The 17,953-nt window shown below is 36.7% G+C and carries 18 protein-coding genes; 12 read left to right on the top strand and 6 right to left on the bottom strand.

Features of this window, described 5'->3' with window-relative positions:
- Positions 1-18: 18 nt before the first annotated feature.
- On the bottom strand, positions 19-414 hold the full coding sequence (locus LQV47_RS02885) for a hypothetical protein (protein WP_230033611.1): 396 nt from the start codon (positions 412-414) through the stop codon (positions 19-21).
- 21 nt (positions 415-435) lie between these two features.
- A complete protein-coding gene (gene msrB, locus LQV47_RS02880) occupies positions 436-882 on the bottom strand; it encodes a peptide-methionine (R)-S-oxide reductase MsrB (protein WP_354960175.1) in 447 nt (148 codons plus the stop codon).
- Between the two features lie 221 nt (positions 883-1,103).
- On the opposite strand from msrB, the gene LQV47_RS02875 reads away from it, so the two are divergent.
- Both LQV47_RS02875 and LQV47_RS02870 read left to right on the top strand, forming a co-directional pair.
- Positions 1,104-2,348, top strand: a complete 1,245-nt coding sequence (locus LQV47_RS02875; RefSeq protein WP_230033608.1) for a DUF445 domain-containing protein — start codon at positions 1,104-1,106, stop codon at positions 2,346-2,348.
- A gap of 73 nt (positions 2,349-2,421) precedes the next feature.
- Positions 2,422-3,258 carry a hypothetical protein gene (locus tag LQV47_RS02870; protein ID WP_230033606.1) on the top strand — a complete coding sequence of 279 codons (837 nt, stop codon included), beginning with the start codon at positions 2,422-2,424 and terminating at the stop codon, positions 3,256-3,258.
- A 49-nt stretch (positions 3,259-3,307) separates the two neighbouring features.
- Here the strand turns inward: LQV47_RS02870 and LQV47_RS02865 are convergent, their stop codons facing one another.
- Positions 3,308-4,345, bottom strand: a complete 1,038-nt coding sequence (locus LQV47_RS02865) for a quinone-dependent dihydroorotate dehydrogenase (RefSeq protein ID WP_230033598.1) — start codon at positions 4,343-4,345, stop codon at positions 3,308-3,310.
- Positions 4,346-4,740: 395 nt separating this feature from the next.
- On the bottom strand, positions 4,741-5,436 hold the full coding sequence (locus tag LQV47_RS02860) for a pseudouridine synthase (RefSeq protein ID WP_230033596.1): 696 nt from the start codon (positions 5,434-5,436) through the stop codon (positions 4,741-4,743).
- A 211-nt stretch (positions 5,437-5,647) separates the two neighbouring features.
- Here LQV47_RS02860 and LQV47_RS02855 point away from each other — a divergent pair, with 211 nt between their 5' ends.
- The 4 genes from LQV47_RS02855 (at position 5,648) to LQV47_RS02840 (ending at position 9,998) form a co-directional block, all read left to right on the top strand.
- Positions 5,648-7,189: a glycine--tRNA ligase gene (locus LQV47_RS02855; protein ID WP_230033594.1), complete on the top strand. Its 1,542-nt coding sequence runs from the start codon at positions 5,648-5,650 to the stop codon at positions 7,187-7,189.
- A gap of 109 nt (positions 7,190-7,298) precedes the next feature.
- Complete coding sequence (locus tag LQV47_RS02850) at positions 7,299-8,120, top strand: hypothetical protein (RefSeq protein WP_230033592.1); 822 nt, start codon at positions 7,299-7,301, stop codon at positions 8,118-8,120.
- A gap of 128 nt (positions 8,121-8,248) precedes the next feature.
- A complete protein-coding gene (locus tag LQV47_RS02845) occupies positions 8,249-9,382 on the top strand; it encodes a serine hydrolase (protein ID WP_230033590.1) in 1,134 nt (377 codons plus the stop codon).
- Between the two features lie 4 nt (positions 9,383-9,386).
- On the top strand, positions 9,387-9,998 hold the full coding sequence (locus tag LQV47_RS02840) for a YdeI/OmpD-associated family protein (RefSeq protein WP_230033588.1): 612 nt from the start codon (positions 9,387-9,389) through the stop codon (positions 9,996-9,998).
- 58 nt (positions 9,999-10,056) lie between these two features.
- Here LQV47_RS02840 and LQV47_RS02835 read toward each other — a convergent pair whose 3' ends face one another.
- The gene (locus LQV47_RS02835; protein WP_230033586.1) at positions 10,057-11,328 is read right to left on the bottom strand and encodes a Y-family DNA polymerase; all 1,272 of its coding nucleotides are present in this window, start codon (positions 11,326-11,328) and stop codon (positions 10,057-10,059) included.
- A gap of 184 nt (positions 11,329-11,512) precedes the next feature.
- The gene (locus tag LQV47_RS02830; protein ID WP_230033584.1) at positions 11,513-13,096 is read right to left on the bottom strand and encodes a Na+/H+ antiporter; all 1,584 of its coding nucleotides are present in this window, start codon (positions 13,094-13,096) and stop codon (positions 11,513-11,515) included.
- 260 nt (positions 13,097-13,356) lie between these two features.
- On the opposite strand from LQV47_RS02830, the gene LQV47_RS02825 reads away from it, so the two are divergent.
- From LQV47_RS02825 to LQV47_RS02800, 6 genes are all read left to right on the top strand, one after another.
- Positions 13,357-13,857: a M15 family metallopeptidase gene (locus LQV47_RS02825; RefSeq protein ID WP_230033582.1), complete on the top strand. Its 501-nt coding sequence runs from the start codon at positions 13,357-13,359 to the stop codon at positions 13,855-13,857.
- A gap of 187 nt (positions 13,858-14,044) precedes the next feature.
- Positions 14,045-15,082: a patatin-like phospholipase family protein gene (locus LQV47_RS02820; protein WP_230033580.1), complete on the top strand. Its 1,038-nt coding sequence runs from the start codon at positions 14,045-14,047 to the stop codon at positions 15,080-15,082.
- A 360-nt stretch (positions 15,083-15,442) separates the two neighbouring features.
- Positions 15,443-16,030 carry a DUF2589 domain-containing protein gene (locus LQV47_RS02815; protein ID WP_230033569.1) on the top strand — a complete coding sequence of 196 codons (588 nt, stop codon included), beginning with the start codon at positions 15,443-15,445 and terminating at the stop codon, positions 16,028-16,030.
- 68 nt (positions 16,031-16,098) lie between these two features.
- The gene (locus LQV47_RS02810) at positions 16,099-16,782 is read left to right on the top strand and encodes a hypothetical protein (RefSeq protein WP_230033567.1); all 684 of its coding nucleotides are present in this window, start codon (positions 16,099-16,101) and stop codon (positions 16,780-16,782) included.
- Between the two features lie 4 nt (positions 16,783-16,786).
- Positions 16,787-17,341, top strand: coding sequence for a hypothetical protein (locus LQV47_RS02805; RefSeq protein ID WP_230033566.1), 555 nt, complete (start codon positions 16,787-16,789; stop codon positions 17,339-17,341).
- Positions 17,342-17,468: 127 nt separating this feature from the next.
- Positions 17,469-17,714 (top strand): hypothetical protein, encoded by a 246-nt coding sequence (locus tag LQV47_RS02800; protein WP_230033565.1) that lies wholly within the window; start codon positions 17,469-17,471, stop codon positions 17,712-17,714.
- The last annotated feature ends 239 nt before the right edge of the window (positions 17,715-17,953 follow it).

The raw sequence follows: 17,953 nt of genomic DNA, 5'->3' as shown, positions 1-17,953 counted from the left end.
TAAAAAGTTTAACGCAATTTAAGAAACTTTAACGGGGCTTCCTCCATCTGCCTGATTATAAATCTCTTCTATTCTTTTCCAATAACTCCTATTTATCTTATCATAGAAAAGGTAAATGTATTTGACAGCGAAAATATCCAGCTTACTTCTTGTTTCAATCCATTTCATAATATTTTTAACCAATAATAATTCATTAAATCCTGCCCATTCTCCTGCCGGACTTAATAAATTTGAAAAGAGGACCGGAAAAACTTCATATTGGTCAATTCTTTTTACTTCCTCAAAAGTAAAAGGGCTTTCAAGGAGAGTTTTTGCTATATATCTGAAATCAGACTCCTGAAGCTCAGTATCAAGATATAGCTCTGTCAGAGCGATCCAGACTTGTTTTCTGTTTTCCAGACTCTCTTCTCCCATAGCAAGTGGATAAAAATGATTTTATTGTTGTGAATCCGGAACAAATTCCAGGCTGATAGAATTCATACAGTACCTCAATCCGGTAGGTTTTGGGCCGTCATCAAAAACATGTCCCAGATGGGAGTCACAACGTTTGCAAAGCACCTCCACCCTTTCCATTCCGTAGGTCTGATCTTTTTTGTAATACACCCCTTCTTTATCTGCTTCAAAAAAACTTGGCCATCCGCAGCTGCTTGCAAATTTTGATGTAGAGCGAAACAGGTGGTTTCCGCAAACGGCACAATAATAGTCTCCTTTTTCATCAAATTCATTATATTTTCCGGTAAAAGCTCTTTCTGTTGCGGCTTCTCTGGATATTGCATACAGGTCCGGAGCCAGGATTTTTCGCCATTCCTCATTGGAAATGTTCAGTTTTGCGGTATCAGTTCTTGAATAATATGGATTGTTTTTTGCTTCTTTATTTTCCATAGAAGTAATTTTAATAGGTTGATGTTTCTGCTTATCCCAGCAGAAAAATTAATATGATGATTGAAACTAAAAATTTCATCGCAAATTTTAATTTCTTATATCTTCAACACAAAAGCAACCTTCCATTTTAAATCTTTTAAGGTGTTTAAAATAAAACTTTTGTGTCTATTGTGGTTTAAATATTGAATGGTTTAATAGCCAAATTTAGTAAATTTGAGAATATGAATGACGAAGCAAAAAGAAAACAGCTAAGGAAATACAAAGCATTTGCCACGGGATTATTTGTTCTGATGGCCGTTATTTTCATTATTACCACAGTCTTACATAAATCTAACCATTCTCATTGGATTGGCTATGTACGAGCTTTTGCTGAAGCAGCAATGGTGGGTGCACTGGCAGATTGGTTTGCCGTAACGGCTTTATTCCGTCATCCACTTGGGCTGCCGATTCCGCATACCAACCTTATTGAAAACAGCAAACAAAGGCTCGGTGATAATCTGGGAAGTTTTGTGGTCAGTAATTTTCTTTCGCCTCAAAATATACGCCCCTATATTCAAAAAATTAAGGTTTCAAACTTCGTAGGCGAATGGCTGGGCAAAGAAAAAAACCAGGATATCCTGATCAGAAATATTTCAGATATCGTACTGGATATTCTTAATAAGCTTGATGATTCTACGGTAAGTCAATTCATCAGTAAGAAGGTATCTGACATGACGGATGATATCAAGCTCAACAAAGTTGTAGGAAACGGAATTCATTATATTCTGGAAAAGAATGACCATCAGAGAATCATTACCAATCTTTCTAAACAGATCAAAGATTATATTATTGAAAATGATGAAATGATCAAAGAGAGGGTAAAGCAGGGAAGCTACTCATTTGTTCCTTCTTTTGTGGATAATAAAATTGCAGACAAGATTACGGATGGGCTTTCTGATTTTTTCAGAGAAATTGAAAAAACCCCCCAACATGAAGTCAGGGCATTAATCACACAAAAGATATATGAATTTTCTGTTGATCTTAAAGAAGACCCGAAATGGGATGATGAATTTAAAACGATCAAAAACGGACTTCTGAAAAATGATAAGCTGGATGAATATTCCAGTGATATCTGGATTTCTATCAAGAAAACACTCATGAAAGAGCTTCAGGAGGAGCAGTCAGCACTGAAAAATTATCTGTATAAAAATCTGGATGAATTTTCACAAAACTTAAAGACTGATGAAAACCTTCAAAATAAAATTGATCATTGGGTGCGTGTCACCGCTTATAAATATATTCTTAAAAACACCCACCAATTCGGGAACCTCATCAGTACAACCGTAGGAAACTGGCAGGGAAAAGAACTGAGTGAAAAAATGGAACTGGAAGTAGGAAAAGATCTGCAGTTTATCCGGGTAAATGGTACTCTGGTAGGAGGTTTAGTAGGATTGGTCATCTATACCATTGCCACCTTTTTTATTTAAAAATTAAAACCGTCATCTTCCAGCCATGAAAAAAATATGCACCGCAGTATTCCTACCCTTTTTCATCTTTTGCATGAGTCAAAAAGTTGAATTGAAAGCTGTAACAGATTCTTCCCAGGTTTTCAAAGGAGAAATTTCGGGAGTTCCTGTTACCATGCAGCTTAATTACACAGGAGTCGTTGACTGTAATCAGTATCAACATTTTGTAGAAGGATGGTACTATTATGACAAATATCAAAAGAAAATTCCACTCACAGGAATTTATGATCTGGGAGCGCTTTATCTCTATAATTTTGGAAATAAACATTCATTGTATACGAAGGAATTAAGGAAAGTGATCACTTCTCCGCGTAAAGTAGAAAAGACAGACAGTATTGCCAGTGTTTTCAAGCCCAAAGAAGCGTTGCTATTTGAAAAAAATGATACGAAACAGGATGTTTCCGGAACTTTTTATATGGGAAAGCAATCCCAACCCGCTAAATTATACACCAGCAATCCGACAATCTACCGGTATAACAACTATTTACTTCTTCCGGACAATAAGAAACTCAATACTTTTGATTTTATGAACCGGCTGGGAGGAAATACACTGTTAGCAACAGCCGCTTATAGTACGGGAAACAGGGTGTTGCTTTATTTCGAAAACCTATCCAATTTTAATTTTTGCGGAATGTGCGGAGCCAGTGATGGAGAAAAAGGATACAGGGTTTTGTATTTTACCAAGAACTGGAATTATAAAAACTATGAAGAATTCCTTACTGAAAGTTGTCTGGAAGGAATATCTGAAACACAAAAGATAAAGACTAAAGACCCCAATGTATTACAGTTTAAGGTTAAAAAATCATATGCTGCTGCTCCTTATATTCTGACCGTGGATATAAAAAATGCTTCGGCCTCCAAATCAAAGTAACGGGAATATAAAAACAAAAAAAGAGAGCTGTTCAAACTCTCTTTTATATTTATCTTGGCAATCGGCTTGCTCTTTTTAACAGTTCCTGATTGATATCATTGATCAATTGTGGCCCTTCGTAAATAAACCCGGTATATAGCTGTATTAAGCTCGCTCCGGCATCCAGCTTTTCAATGGCATCTTTTGCAGAATGTATTCCCCCTACCCCAATGATAGGGAAAGCTCTGTTGCTTTTTTCAGAGAGGTATCTGATCATCTTTGTACTTCTCTCACGAATTGGTTTTCCGCTTAAACCTCCATTTCCTATTTGTTCTAAAACTTCAGGAGAGGTTTTCAGACCTTCTCTGTTTACTGAGGTATTGGAAACGATTACTCCATCAATTTTTGTTTCAGCAATCAGCTCAACAATTTCATCCAACTGAGTGTGATTAAGATCCGGAGCAATTTTCAGTAATATAGGTTTTTGTACAGATTTTGACTGATTGATTTTCTTTACTTCTGTAATCAGCTCACGAAGGTATTCTACATCTTCAAGCTTGGCATGACTTCCCACATTCGGGCAGCTTACATTCAGTACAAAATAATCCACATGAAGATGAAGACCTTCAAAACAATCCAGATAATCCTGTGTATAGTTCTCAGCTTTTGTATCGGTATTTTTTCCGATGTTTCCACCGATGATTATTTTTCCTTTATTGGATTTTAATTTTTCGATTGCTGCCTGAAGACCATCATTGTTGAAGCCCATTCTGTTGATGATTCCGCCATCTTCTATTAAACGGAATAATCTTTTCTTTGGATTCCCAGCTTGAGCTTTTGGAGTGACCGTCCCAATTTCCACAAACCCGAAACCTAAGTCTCCCAATTCATTGAATAAAACAGCATTTTTATCAAAACCGGCAGCCAGTCCTACAGGATTTTTAAATTTTAATCCGAAAACCTCTCTTTCCAGACGTTTGTCTTCGATAGGTTTTGGGAGAAATAATTTGGTGAGAAATCCAAAATTCTTGAGCATTGAAAAAGTAAAGTGATGTACTTCTTCAGGATCAAATTTGAAAAGAATCGGACGAATGAGCGATTTGTACATTGAAAAAAAGTTTTACAAAATTACTCATTTTAAAATTAATCGTGGATTAGCCTATGATCTTTTATCAAAATATCTGATAAACAGTATCTATAAAGCACGAATATCTGCAAGATACAGTGGTATAAAAATTTTTAATTGAAGCTATTTCCCGCTTTTCATTGCAATCTTTTTTTGCAAAAAAGGATTTTCATTACAATCGGGGCTAAGGTTGCAGTCTTTTATTTCAACATGATGAAATAACCACAAAGTCTGTCATTCCGTAGGAATCCAGACCTAAATCTTTCCATACTATTTTCTAATACAATGTTGAGATCCTTACAGGATGACAAACTTTGTGGTGATGTGGTAACGGAGCCTTGCCAAGGCTCTATCTTGAAGATTCCTTTATAAAATGTTTAAGAATAGGCACTCAAATCAAAGTTCAGAATTTTCCCTACTCTTTCAAATTCATTATCTATAGTAGCATTTACCGCAATTCTTTCGTTAGAAATAGGATGATTAAAAATCAATTGATGGGCATGAAGCGTCATTTTGCTGATCTCAAATGTTTGAAGCCACAACTTATTTTGTTTATTGCAGCCATGTTTACGACAACCTAAAATAGGATGCAGAATATGCTTAAAATGTTTTCTTAACTGGTGAAATCTTCCCGTTTCAGGAATGGCTTCTACCAAAGAATATCTCGAAGTCTGATGTTTTAAAAAGGGTAAATCTATTTCTGAAGTCTGCAAACGACGGTAGTAGGTAACTGCATTTTGCTTGACTTCATTTTCATTAATTAAATCATAATCAATTGTTTCTTCTTCTTTTGTCCAACCACGAAGAATTGCCAGGTATTTCTTCTCCACTTCGCGTGATGCAAACTGCTCGCTCATAATTCTAAGGGTATCTTTATCTAAAGTAAACAGCAGAACACCTGAAGTTTTTCGGTCTAACCGATGTACAGGAAACACTTTTTGTCCAATCTGTTTCTTCAGCTCCTGAATAGCGTAAGTGTCAGCTTCTCCCGCATAGAAAGATTTATGAACCAGTAATCCGCTGGGTTTATTGATGGCAATAATATGCTCGTCACGATAAAGAATTTCTAACATGGAACAAAAATAGAAATTTTCGACTGATCTAGCCCTGATTGAGTGGTATGTTTGAGCTCATTTTGTAGGAATAGCGAGTAGTGAAAGCAGGTTCCCGGCTCCTGGAAATTAAAATGTAAATTTTTGAACTTTTATTTACTGCTTTTTTTGTTGAATTTCATGGAATTGGAATTCAAATTCATATTTTTGCACATCAGACGTTAAAAAAATTATGGCAAAGCAAGAAGATGTTTTCAAGAAAGTGATTTCTCACGCTAAAGAATATGGTTTTATTTTCCCATCGAGTGAGATCTATGATGGTTTATCCGCTGTTTATGATTATGGACAGAACGGGGCTGAACTTAAAAATAATATCAAACAATACTGGTGGAAAGCTATGGTACAGCTTAACGAAAATATTGTGGGTATTGATTCGGCAATCCTTATGCACCCTACTACATGGAAGGCATCGGGCCACGTAGATGCTTTCAATGATCCATTGATTGATAATAAAGATTCTAAGAAGCGTTTCAGAGCAGATGTTTTGGTAGAAGACTACTGCGCTAAAATTGAAGATAAAGAGAATAAAGAGATCGAAAAGGCAGCGAAAAGATTCGGTGATTCTTTCGATAAAACTCAGTTTGAAGCTACCAATCCAAAAGTTTTGGAATACAGAGCAAAAAGAGAGGCTATTCTTTCAAGGCTGGCAAAATCTTTGGAAAACGAAGATCTTGCTGATGTAAAATCTTTAATTGAAGAGCTTGAAATTGCTGATCCTGATACGGGTTCTAAAAACTGGACGGAAGTAAGACAGTTCAACTTAATGTTCGGAACTAAGCTTGGTGCTTCCGCAGACAGTGCTATGGATCTTTACCTGAGACCGGAAACAGCTCAGGGTATTTTCGTTAACTTCCTGAATGTTCAGAAAACTTCACGTCATAGACTTCCTTTTGGTATTGCACAGATTGGTAAGGCATTCAGAAATGAGATTGTTGCCAGACAGTTTATCTTCAGAATGCGTGAATTTGAACAGATGGAAATGCAATTCTTCGTTACTCCCGGCACTGAATTAGAGTTCTACGAACAATGGAAGCAAAAACGCCTGAACTGGCACCTGGCTCTAGGATTAGGGAATGACAATTACAGATTCCATGATCATGAGAAACTGGCTCACTATGCGAATGCAGCGGCTGATATTGAGTTCAACTTCCCGTTTGGATTTAAAGAATTGGAAGGGATTCACTCAAGAACGGATTTCGACTTAAAGGCTCACGAAGAATTCTCAGGAAGAAAACTTCAGTTCTTTGATCCTGAAAGAAACGAAAACTATGTTCCTTATGTGGTGGAAACTTCGGTAGGTTTAGACAGATTATTTCTTTCCATCTTCTCTCATTGTTTAAGAGATGAAGTATTGGAAGACGGATCTGAGAGAACGGTCTTATCTTTACCACCAGCCTTAGCACCAATTAAAGCAGCTATTCTTCCATTGATGAAGAAAGATGGTTTAGCAGAGTATGCAGAAAATATCTTCAACGACCTGAAATATGATTTCAACTTATTTTATGAAGAAAAAGATGCGATCGGAAAACGATACAGAAGACAGGATGCGATTGGTACGCCTTACTGTATCACCATTGATCATGACTCTCTAACGGATCACACCGTAACGATAAGAGACAGAGACACGATGAAGCAGGAAAGAGTTCCTGTTTCTGAACTTAGAAGGATCATTGATGAGAAAACCAACTTCAGAAATTTACTTTCTAAAATATAATGTAAGAGTCCTGATTTTTCAGGGCTTTTTTATTTTTACACACAATAGATGAATATATTACGGAAATTATTATTTTTGGAGAACTTTTAAAACTAAAAAAATAATAACTATGAAGAAATTAATTATTTCATCACTGGCTATGGCAGTGATCGTAAGTTGCAGCTCATCCAACGATAATCCGGAAGACAACAACAATACTAATGACAATACCCCTTATCTTTTAAAAAAATTTACCGAAGTTACTCAGGACGGACAATCTTATGTTATAGAATATAAGTACGACGGAAATAAAATAACTGAGTCTTTTGACGTTACAGACAACGAAAAGGAAGTATACACTTATGACGGGGATAATATCGTAAAAACTGAATTGTTCAGGAATGGAGTCATGAAATTCATGAGAGAATTTACCTATTCTAACGGAAGGCTTGCTTCTGAAAAAGTGACTGATAAAGAACAGGCTGGAACGTTGGTATATACAGAAAACTACCAGTACCTGAGCGATAACCATGTAAGGTATAATAAGTATAGCTCCGCTACATATAATCCGTCAACAGGAACTTATTCCAATATACAATACGTTCAGAAAGATGTTTATCTTAATTCTAACGGGAATATAGCTTCTTCCAGCTATACGAGCAATGGAACTACATACAATGCCACATTTATGTATGACTCCAATAACCATCCTATGAAAAATGTAAAAGGTTTCGTAAAAATGGAGATGTTTTCGCTTGATGATGGTGAAATGGCTTACAATAACCTGTTAAGCTACAACGGAAGTTATTCAGGAACCGTAAGTGGAACACGTGGAACCACCGGGGTTCATACGCTTAACAGTTCCGATTATCCTACCAAATCGGTTATGACATATACCAGTTCTGCTTTGGGAACCAATAAGCATACTTATCTTTATGAGTACAACAAGTAATGATCTTATTTATTACCATACTTAGCCTTGAATAATTTCAGGGCTTTTTTATTTCGATGATTTACTGATTCATTTTCATTTTTCTAACTAAATTATTTTAAATTTGTTAGAGACCGATTCACGTGAATATGAGAATATTAAAGTATATGATAGGTGGAGCGGCAGCAGGTGCTGTGGCAGCTTATTTTTTGGGATATGATTATTTGTTTAGTGGTATTTCCAAAACCTACCTTAAAGGAAAATCAAGCGCCTATATTGATGACGGAGATCTTTTCCCCAGCAACCCTATTGATACTGAAGCACCCGAGCTCTGGGAAGAAGATTCCGGTTACAACCAAAAGGAATTACCGAAGCATTTAATTGATAATTTAAAAACGTCTAAAACGGCTGCTTTTGTGGTGATCCGAAATGGTAAAATTCTGCACGAGCAGTATTGGGCCGGCTATAATCAGCTTTCACAGACCAACTCTTTCTCTATGGCAAAAGCCGTTACGGTAATGCTTCTGGGGAAAGCTCTGGAAGAAGGTATTATAGGAAGTATTGATGAAAAAATTTCAGGATTTTATCCTGAACTCAAAGAGAAAACATTCGGAAATACAGTCACACTTAAAAATCTGGCTCAAATGGAAGCCGGACTTGACTGGGATGAGAATTACAATAATCCTTTCCTTCCCAACGCTAAAGCCTATTACGGGAAAAATCTTGTAAAAGCCGTGCTCACAAGAAATTTTAAAGAAGAGCCGGGAACAAGGTTTGAATACCAAAGCGGATCTACACAGCTTCTGGGTTTTGCGGTAAGAAAAGCATTAGGAAAACCTCTGGCAAGTTACCTCTCTGAAAAATTCTGGATTCCGTTGGGCATGGAACAAAATGCCAAATGGAGCACAGACAACCACGGAATAGAAAAAGCATACTGCTGCATCCACTCCAATGCGAGAGACTTTGCCAAATTGGGACAGCTATTTCTGAATGATGGCAAAGTTGGGGATCAGCAGATTCTTAATACAGATTTTATTGAACACATGAGAACTCCTACAGAAAAGTCTGAAAACATTTACGGAATGGGCCTTTGGATCAATCACGACAACCCAATCAAACATTATTATTTTCTGGGACTTCAGGGGCAGTATATCATTATAATCCCTGAACATAATATGGTCATTGTAAGAACGGGAAGCTACTTCAACAGTCCTAAAAATGACAGAGGAAGGCCGGACCAGGTAGGGTTCCTGGTGAATGAAACCGTACAATTATTTCAATAAAAACATGGAAAAATACAGCATCAAAGTTGATGAATATATCGATAAATCCCCGGATTTTGCTCAACCTGTCTTAATTTATCTTCGTGAAATAATTCATGAAGCCTGCCCTGATGCAGAAGAAGCCATCAAATGGAAGTTTCCCACCTTCATGTATAAAGGAAAGATTCTCTGCTCTATTACTTCTTTTAAGCACTATTGCAGTCTTGGGTTCTGGCTACACCAGGAAATGAAAACTTTAAAGGAAATAGAAACTACAGCCGAAAAGAGTTCGATGTTCAGCTTGGGCAAGATCACCAAAATGGAAGATCTTCCTTCAAAACTTCAACTTAAAAAAGCCATTAAAGAGGCTATGGAGCTTACGGACATGGGAGTTACCATGAAGAAAGCAGCTCCTTCTAAAACAGAGATGGAGGTTCCGGAATATTTTCATGATGCTTTACACGCTAATGCAAAAGCATTGGACGTCTTTGAGAAAGCTTCACCGTCCTTCAGAAAAGAATACATCACCTGGATCACTGAAGCTAAAACTGAAGCCACCCGGAATAAAAGGATGGAACAGGCCCTTGAATGGATTGCAGAAGGGAAAGGGCGGAATTGGAAATATGAGAGGAAGTAGAGACTTCGGGAAAGAAACAGAATTTTCAAGACATTTAAACATAAGACAGGAATAAAGACTAATGAAACCTAAAATTAGCTTCAGGAAGTGTATTTTTCTTTAAGAAAGCTTCATATTCAGGGGACAGCTGTGCCCGGCCAAAGGTATTTTCGCCGCTCATACTTCCAAGACGCACTTTATCTTTTCCAAACTTCCTGTTCATAGCATCCATGGCTTTCATTACAGGAAGGTGTTGGTTTTGGGTATCTTCTTCAAAAAGACCAATCTGTCTTTGATCTTCGGGAACAAAATCATTGACCATAACGCCGGCTCTTTTATAATGAAAACCATCTTTATAAATTGATTCAAAAAGCTCATTCACCACTCTTCCTATTATAATGGAGGAATTGGTAGGATTGGAAAGGATCCGGGTCACTGCATTTCTATATTCGGGAAGATCTTTTCTGAAACGATTGGTCTGCACAAAAACGGTGATCATTTTACAGCATGTGCTTTGTTTTCGCAGTCTTTCCGAGCAATACATTCCAAAAGTTTCTACTCTTTCCCGTACCTCCTCTTTTTGTGTCAGCATTTCCATAAAGCTTCGGGTAACGGCTATAGATTTTTTCGGCGATGGAGCATCCAGTTCCAGCTGGCGGATTCCTTTCAGCTCGTTAAGCATTCTTACTCCGTGAATTCCCATAATCTTGCGGATCCACATTTCAGGTTTCTGAAGAAGATCCCAAGCTTTGTAAACCCCATTGTCATTCATTTTTACAGCCAGCTTCCTTCCTATTCCCCATACATCACCTATATTGAGCCATTTCAGGGCTTTCTCAATTTTTTCAGGCGTATCCAGAATATATACCCCTTTAAACTGAGCAGGAAAGTCTTTAACGATTCTGTTGGCCACTTTACACAACGTTTTGGTGGGGGCAATTCCTATACTTACAGGAATATTTTCTTTTTCTTCAATTTCTTTTCTGATGTTATCGCAATATTCATGGATATCAATATACTTAAAGCCTGTCAAATCAAGGAAAAGCTCATCAATGCTGTATACTTCGTATTCAATAACGTAAGATTTAGCAATATTGATCACCTGCTGGCTTTTGTAGTTGTACAATTCAAATTTTGCCGAAAAGCTTTTCACATCATACTTCTGGAAGAGTTCTTTATATTTAAAAGCAGGAGCTGCCATAGGAATTCCCAGCTCTTTTGCTTCTTTGCTCCGGGATACCACACATCCATCGTTATTGGAAAGAACCACAACGGGTTTGTTTTCAAGGGAAGGGTCTAAAGTCCTTTCACAGGAAACAAAAAAGTTATTGCAATCTACGAGGGCATACATGATGAAGTGTGAATATATATTGCAAAATTATAACTTTTAAAGTATAAAATCAGTTTCAGTTAAACATTAACATCACTTTTAACATACTGTATTTTAAATAATTATTTTTTTATAATACGACAGGTTTTGTCGCATCAGCGCTTTAATTTGGTCTTCAAAAACAGTATCCGTTGCATATTTAGCCTTAGATCATTTTCAGACGTTCTTCTTCCAGATCAAGCTGAAAAAGCTGATGACGAATGATTTCTTCATCAATCGAAATATCCTTATTAAGCTCTGTGAGAAACTGCCTTTGACTTTCAAGCATTTCAATAAAAACAGCTTTGAATTTTTCGTTCATCCAGTCTGCATCATTGGCTTTATTTTTTTCTTCCCAATGTCTCAACAGCCGTTCTATTCCTGCATGACTGTGAAGTTCACTTTCATGCTTATTTTTAAGAAAATGATAAACGTGTTCTCTTAATTTTTGTTTGACTTCCTTCCGGGCTAACTCTTCTTTTTCTTCATCTATAAAATCCTCAAATACCTTTCCATATTTTATAAAATAAGGCAATGTAAGTCCTTGTACCAGAAGGGTAAGCAATATCACTACAAAAGTGATAAATAATATAAGGTTTCTGTTTGGAAAAGGGGTCCCATTTTCAAGACTTATAGGAATAGCAAGTGCTGCTGCCAGGGATACTACTCCCCTCATTCCCGTCCATCCAAGTAAAAGAGGCATCATCAGGCGCCTTCCCGTGGAAGATGCCCTGGGAGCTACAGAAGGGCGAAAAATAATCGTGGCAATCATTGCGGCATAGGAGCTTATTATTCTGGCAGCGATAAGAATGACGGTTACTAATACTCCATAATTAATAGCAGTCTTTAAGGCTATTCCTTCGGAACGCAGCCCACCTACAATTTCCGGAAGCTCCAATCCGATAATTAAAAATACAATCCCATTCAGAATAAATACAAAACTTTCCCAGACGCTATATCCTCTTATGCGGCTGGTACTGTTTAAAAATATCAATCTTTTACCTGACATATATAATCCACCACATACCACAGCCAATACTCCGGAGCTATGAAACTGTTCGGCTACCCAATACATTAAGTAAGGTTCAATTAAAGTGAGTGCAATATCTGAAGAAGCCTCCGTAGGAAGACGTTTGTGGGCTTGTACAAAAATCCAGCCCAGTAATAATCCAATTCCTGATCCTCCAATCATCATCCATAAGAAATCTAAAGAAGCATCCTGCCATACAAATTGTCCGGTTCCTACAGCGATTAATGCAAAACGGAAAATAATAAGTGAAGAAGCATCGTTAAGTAAACTTTCTCCTTCCAGAATAGCTGACGTTGTATTGGGAATCTTCACAAATTTCATAATGGCACCTGTACTTACGGCATCTGGTGGAGACACAATGCCTCCCAATAAAAACCCCAGAGCAATAGTAAATCCCGGAATAAAATAATTGGCAGCAATGGCCACTGAAAATGCGGTAAAAAATACCACAAGGAAAGCAAAGCTTCCAATAATCCGCCACCATCTCTTCATTTCTTTAAAGGAAATTGACCAGGCGGCTTCAAATAACAGTGGTGGTAAGAATATAAAAAAAATAAGATCCGGATTGATCTTTACAGCAGGTAAACCGGGTATAAAACTGACAAGAAGTCCAAATACAACCAGTAAGATAGGATAAGCAATTTTTAATTTAACAGCCCACATATTTAATAATACAATAGCGGCTATCATCGCCAATAAAAAGGGTAAAACGGTGTGCATTGATATTGTGTTTTTTTTAATTTTTCCATCTGTTATCTTCATTATTATCTGAAGACAGATTCTCTTACAAATATACAATCAATCTGCATTTTCGGAGCCATTTTTTCAACCTTATCAAAACTTAATTAGAAGTTGTATAATAATATCCCAACAGTATCTTTTCTCATAAAGAAGGAGATTTAAAATAGTAAAAAATCAATTAAAACACGTCAAGTTTCGTCGCTTCCGTCCTATACCTTTGCTCTATAATAGTAAAAAATATGGACAAAGTAACATCAGAAAGAATCCAGACACTTCACCCACTGATCAGGGATGAAGTAAAGCAGATCATTAAAGAATGTGACAAAGCACTTACCGGAAGAGCAAAAATAAGGATCACCCAGGGTCTGAGGTCTTTTGAAGAACAGGAAAGGCTTTATGCCATTGGAAGGCTTACTTCAGGAAAAAAAGTAACTAATGCCAAAGCCGGGCAAAGTATTCATAATTATGGTCTTGCTGTAGATATCTGTATGATTACTGATGGAAAAACCGTAAGCTGGGATACTGCAAAAGACTGGGATAATGATCAGGTTGCCGACTGGTACGAATGTGTAAAAATATTTGCCAGACACGGCTGGGATTGGGGTGGAAACTGGAAATCATTCAAAGACCTTCCCCACTTTGAGAAAAAGAATATCCCTTCAGGGAAAGACCTTATTAAAATCAATTGGAAAACCCTTTTAAAAATGCCCAGAGATCAACAGAATTATATCCTATTTTAATTGTCTTTTATTTAAAATAATTATAATACGACATGTTCTGTCGCTTCCCCCGCCTACCTTTACCTGACAAGAAAACAACTAAAAAAGCAATGAAAAACCTAAATACAGAATCTTAATTTTCCCAGTAAATAAAGGATTCTATAGATTTAAAATTGCATATGTCCCTTTAAAACAATTAAAACATCACATGAAAAAGACAACCATTCTTTCTTTGGACGGGGGTGGAATAAGGGGAATTATCACCTGTATTATTCTACGTTACATAGAAGAACAGCTCCAGTATTATGATAAACCGACTGCAAGGCTCGGGGATTATTTTGATCTGGTAGCAGGCAGCAGCACAGGAGGTCTGATTGCTTCTATTATCTTATGCCCCGACGAAACCCGAAAGGCAAAATATTCTATCCAGAAAGGCTTAGAATTATATGCTGAAAAGGGTGGAGACATCTTTCAGGTATCTTTTTGGGAAAAACTGGTTAATCCATTTGGATTGCTGAACGAAAGGATTTCCCAGGAAGCACTTGAAAAAAATCTGAATGATTTTTTTGGAAATTTAGAATTAAAAGAATTAATAAAACCATGTTTAATTACAAGTTATGATATAGAAAACAGAAGAGCCAAGCTTTTCAATTCCTGGGAAGCCAATCTCAGTACTGATAATTTTTATGTAAAAGACATTTGCAGAGCTACTGCGGCAGCTCCTACCTATTTCAGCCCTGTACAGATCAAATCGATGTACGGACAGATCTTCAGCCTGATTGATGGAGGAATGTTTGCGAACAATCCTGCTCTTTGTGCTTATGCAGAAGCCAGAAAGATCCCTTTTGCAGAAGTTTTAAGAAACCATCAGAAAGCCAATCATCCCGGCGTCAATGATATGATCCTCATTTCTATAGGCACGGGAGTGGAATCCCGCCCTTATCCGTTTAAAAGATTAGAAAAAGCAGGAAAAATAGGATGGGTAAATCCCATCATTGATATTCTGATGTCTGCCAATGCAGAAACGGTAGATTATCAGCTGTCCCAAATGTTTCAGACATTAGGTTTAAGAAATCAGAAAAACTATTACCGTCTGAACCCGTCTCTGAAAAATGCTTCACCGGCAATGGATAATGTAAGGCGCTCCAATATTGAAAACCTGATCCAGGCCGGCCTGAGTTATATTGATGACAACAGGGAAGTTTTAAACCAGATTGTTCAAAAGCTCATCAGAAACAAAATATAAGCTTAAAAACTTATAATGCCTCCAAATAAGCTTAAAAGCTTATATTATAAAATTCTCACTGAATTAAAGCAGTTGGCCAGGTTAGTTTATAATATTCATAAAAAATTAAATAAAAGTGAAAATAAATTATAACACGACAAGTTTTGACGCTGCGGCCAACTATCTTTAAATAAACAAAATAACCAGGAAAACCAAAGCTAAATAAGCTTATTCCAAACTTACAATATCCCAATTATTTTTAATAATAATTTTTCAGCTTATAAATGCTGAACAGGATAGCTATTGCTCAATATTGAATATTAGTCTGCTAGCACTACTATATATTATTAACCAATTAATAACCTTAACAATTTTAGAATTATGGCAAATTTAGTACAAGAATTAAACAGTTTAGATTTCAGCGTTTACATCGGAGGGCCTATGCAGGCTGCTATCAAAGCTCAGCATGATGCATCTATGTCACAGGTAAACTTCATTAAAGAGGTCGGTTTTGAGGAAGAAGCCGCAGAAGGAGGCGCTAAAAAGCTTAAGTATGTGGATTTCACGTATACAAAGTCAGTTCCCAGCACCGTTGAGAACAGTGATAACGTAGTAAAATCAGAAGTTAAATTAAGCGTTCCATTGCTTTCTATGCTGACGATTCCGGCTTTAAGAATTGATGAAATGACGATTGATTTCAACGCCAAACTTAATTCAGTAGAAACTCAGAGTATTGCCAGTGAATTCCAGGGAAGCGCTTCTATCAGTGCTAAGTTCTGGAAGGTTAAATTCAATGCTTCAGCTTCTTATAAGAAAACCAACTCAAGTACCTCAACGACAGAAAAAACATATACGTTGGGAGTACACGTAAAAGCTGTAAATGATGAATTACCTGCAGGGCTTTCAAAAATTATGGATATGTTAGAAGATGCTATTGTTGCTTCCGCAACACCCGTGGCTACTTCTTAATAATTTTCAGGATGGCTGCTCCGGCAGCCATCCTTTTAAAAATTTTTATCAATTAAAAAAAACTTATCATGCCAAAATTGAATGAATATTTAGGAGGTATTGTCTCTGAAATTGCTGCAGCCAGAAAAATGACCGATTTACAGACTGTACAAATAGCAAAAGAATATGCTAAAGATGACCTGTTGAAACATTTTTCCATTCCAAGAATGAAAGTGGGAACAGTAGACCTTACCATTCCTTTTGCAGCCGCCGGAAGTTCCCCTGTCCTGCTTTTCAGAGACTTTTCTTACGACGAGATTACAAAAGTAGCCTCAACAGATTATAATCCTGCTGACCCAAAAAATGATCAGAATTTAAGGAACTTTCTAGCCAATCAGGAGCTTAGTTACAATGATTATATAACGAAGATCAAAGCTGAAAACAAACCTACCCTCACCGATTCACAGATACAGTATTTTGAGCCTATTTCAAAATATACTGTAGAATACTGTCGTTCCCTTCCCAATTTTACATGGAATAACACAGATCCTCAGTTGCTGCAGCAAAGTCTTTTCAGCAGAATTGTTTCCGAGGCCCGAAGGGTTATTGAGAAAACAGATGACCGCGAGATTATTGTAGAGGCAAGCAAATTGATGCAGTTGGATGCAAAATGCCTGATTTATGCTAAAATGAGTGTGAGCGAAGCAGGAATGGAGTGGTCAAGATATGAAGATATCAATGGAAATATTATAGAAACGCTTATCCCTGAATAATAGAATGAAAAAGTCACAGTTTATATTGGTTTCCCAGTTAAAGAATCAGCTGCTGGAATTTCCGGGTATTGTTTCTTCTTTGGAGAAAAAAGACCCTTTTTTTGTTGAGAAAATGCTTTCCTGGCTTAAGTCTGTAGAAAATATTCTCTCTACAAACACGATCAGTGAAGTTTCGGAAATAGCAGGATTCAGAAGTAAGATCCTGGCAGGCAAAATCAGCGATGAGAGAAGTTTTAATGCTAAAAAAAATCAACTCAAGGTTACTGCAAACCTTCTTCATGATGCACAAAACTGCGTGCTTAATGTACTGCTGCCTCATGAAACAAAAATGAATGAATGCAGAGATATCACCAAACAAATATTGGCTTTAGCTGCACAAACGACAAACAGCCTTTATACCTCAGAAATTACATTCGAGGACTTTATACAGAGAGTCTGGTTGCATATTATTTCGGATGATGATTTAAAATTAGGTGGAATCAAGCTCAAATCCATGCTTTCTGAAATGGACATCATTATGCTTATTGCTGATGAAATAGATATCAAAGATTTTTCTTAAAACTAAAATAGCTCAAAATTTTTTTTGAGTTATTTTTTTTATGCGTCAAGTTTTGACGCCTCCTTCGATTACTTTTGAAATATAAACAAGAACACAAAAACAATTAATAAAAAACTTTAAAAAGCCCTTGAATTCAACATTGATCTATGCTGAACAGCCCGAAATATGTTCAAAAATTAACCCACACCTTAAAACACAAAACATGGAGACACCCAATCACCACACAGACATCATCTTCGATGAAGATCTCTACACTATAGAATGGAGTGACATCGAAAATGCGGAGATGGATTATGAAAACTATCTCAACGACATTGAAAACTTCTTCAGACAAGATTTTGAAAATGATGTTCTTGAAGAAGATACACTATAAATATAACATAAACACTATACGTTCTGAAGCTGCCCACCATCCTTTATGCATCCACTGCAATCTCGCCAATATTCAAAAAGCCTTTGAATTCACCATCACAAACGAATGGGCAGCCAGAACTGTGTTATAAAAACAACACCGAATCATTTAATAATACAGCTTAGTGTAGGCAATTATTTTTATATCAATAACCTTACATTTATGAAACCAGCAGCTTACCTGATCCATAACAGGAAATA

Origin of the sequence: Chryseobacterium sp. Bi04, from assembly GCF_918698085.1 — a bacterium.
Classification (GTDB): Bacteria; Bacteroidota; Bacteroidia; order Flavobacteriales; family Weeksellaceae; genus Chryseobacterium.
Note: the sequence above shows the minus strand (reverse complement) of the source record. Positions and strands in the feature narration are given on the sequence as shown.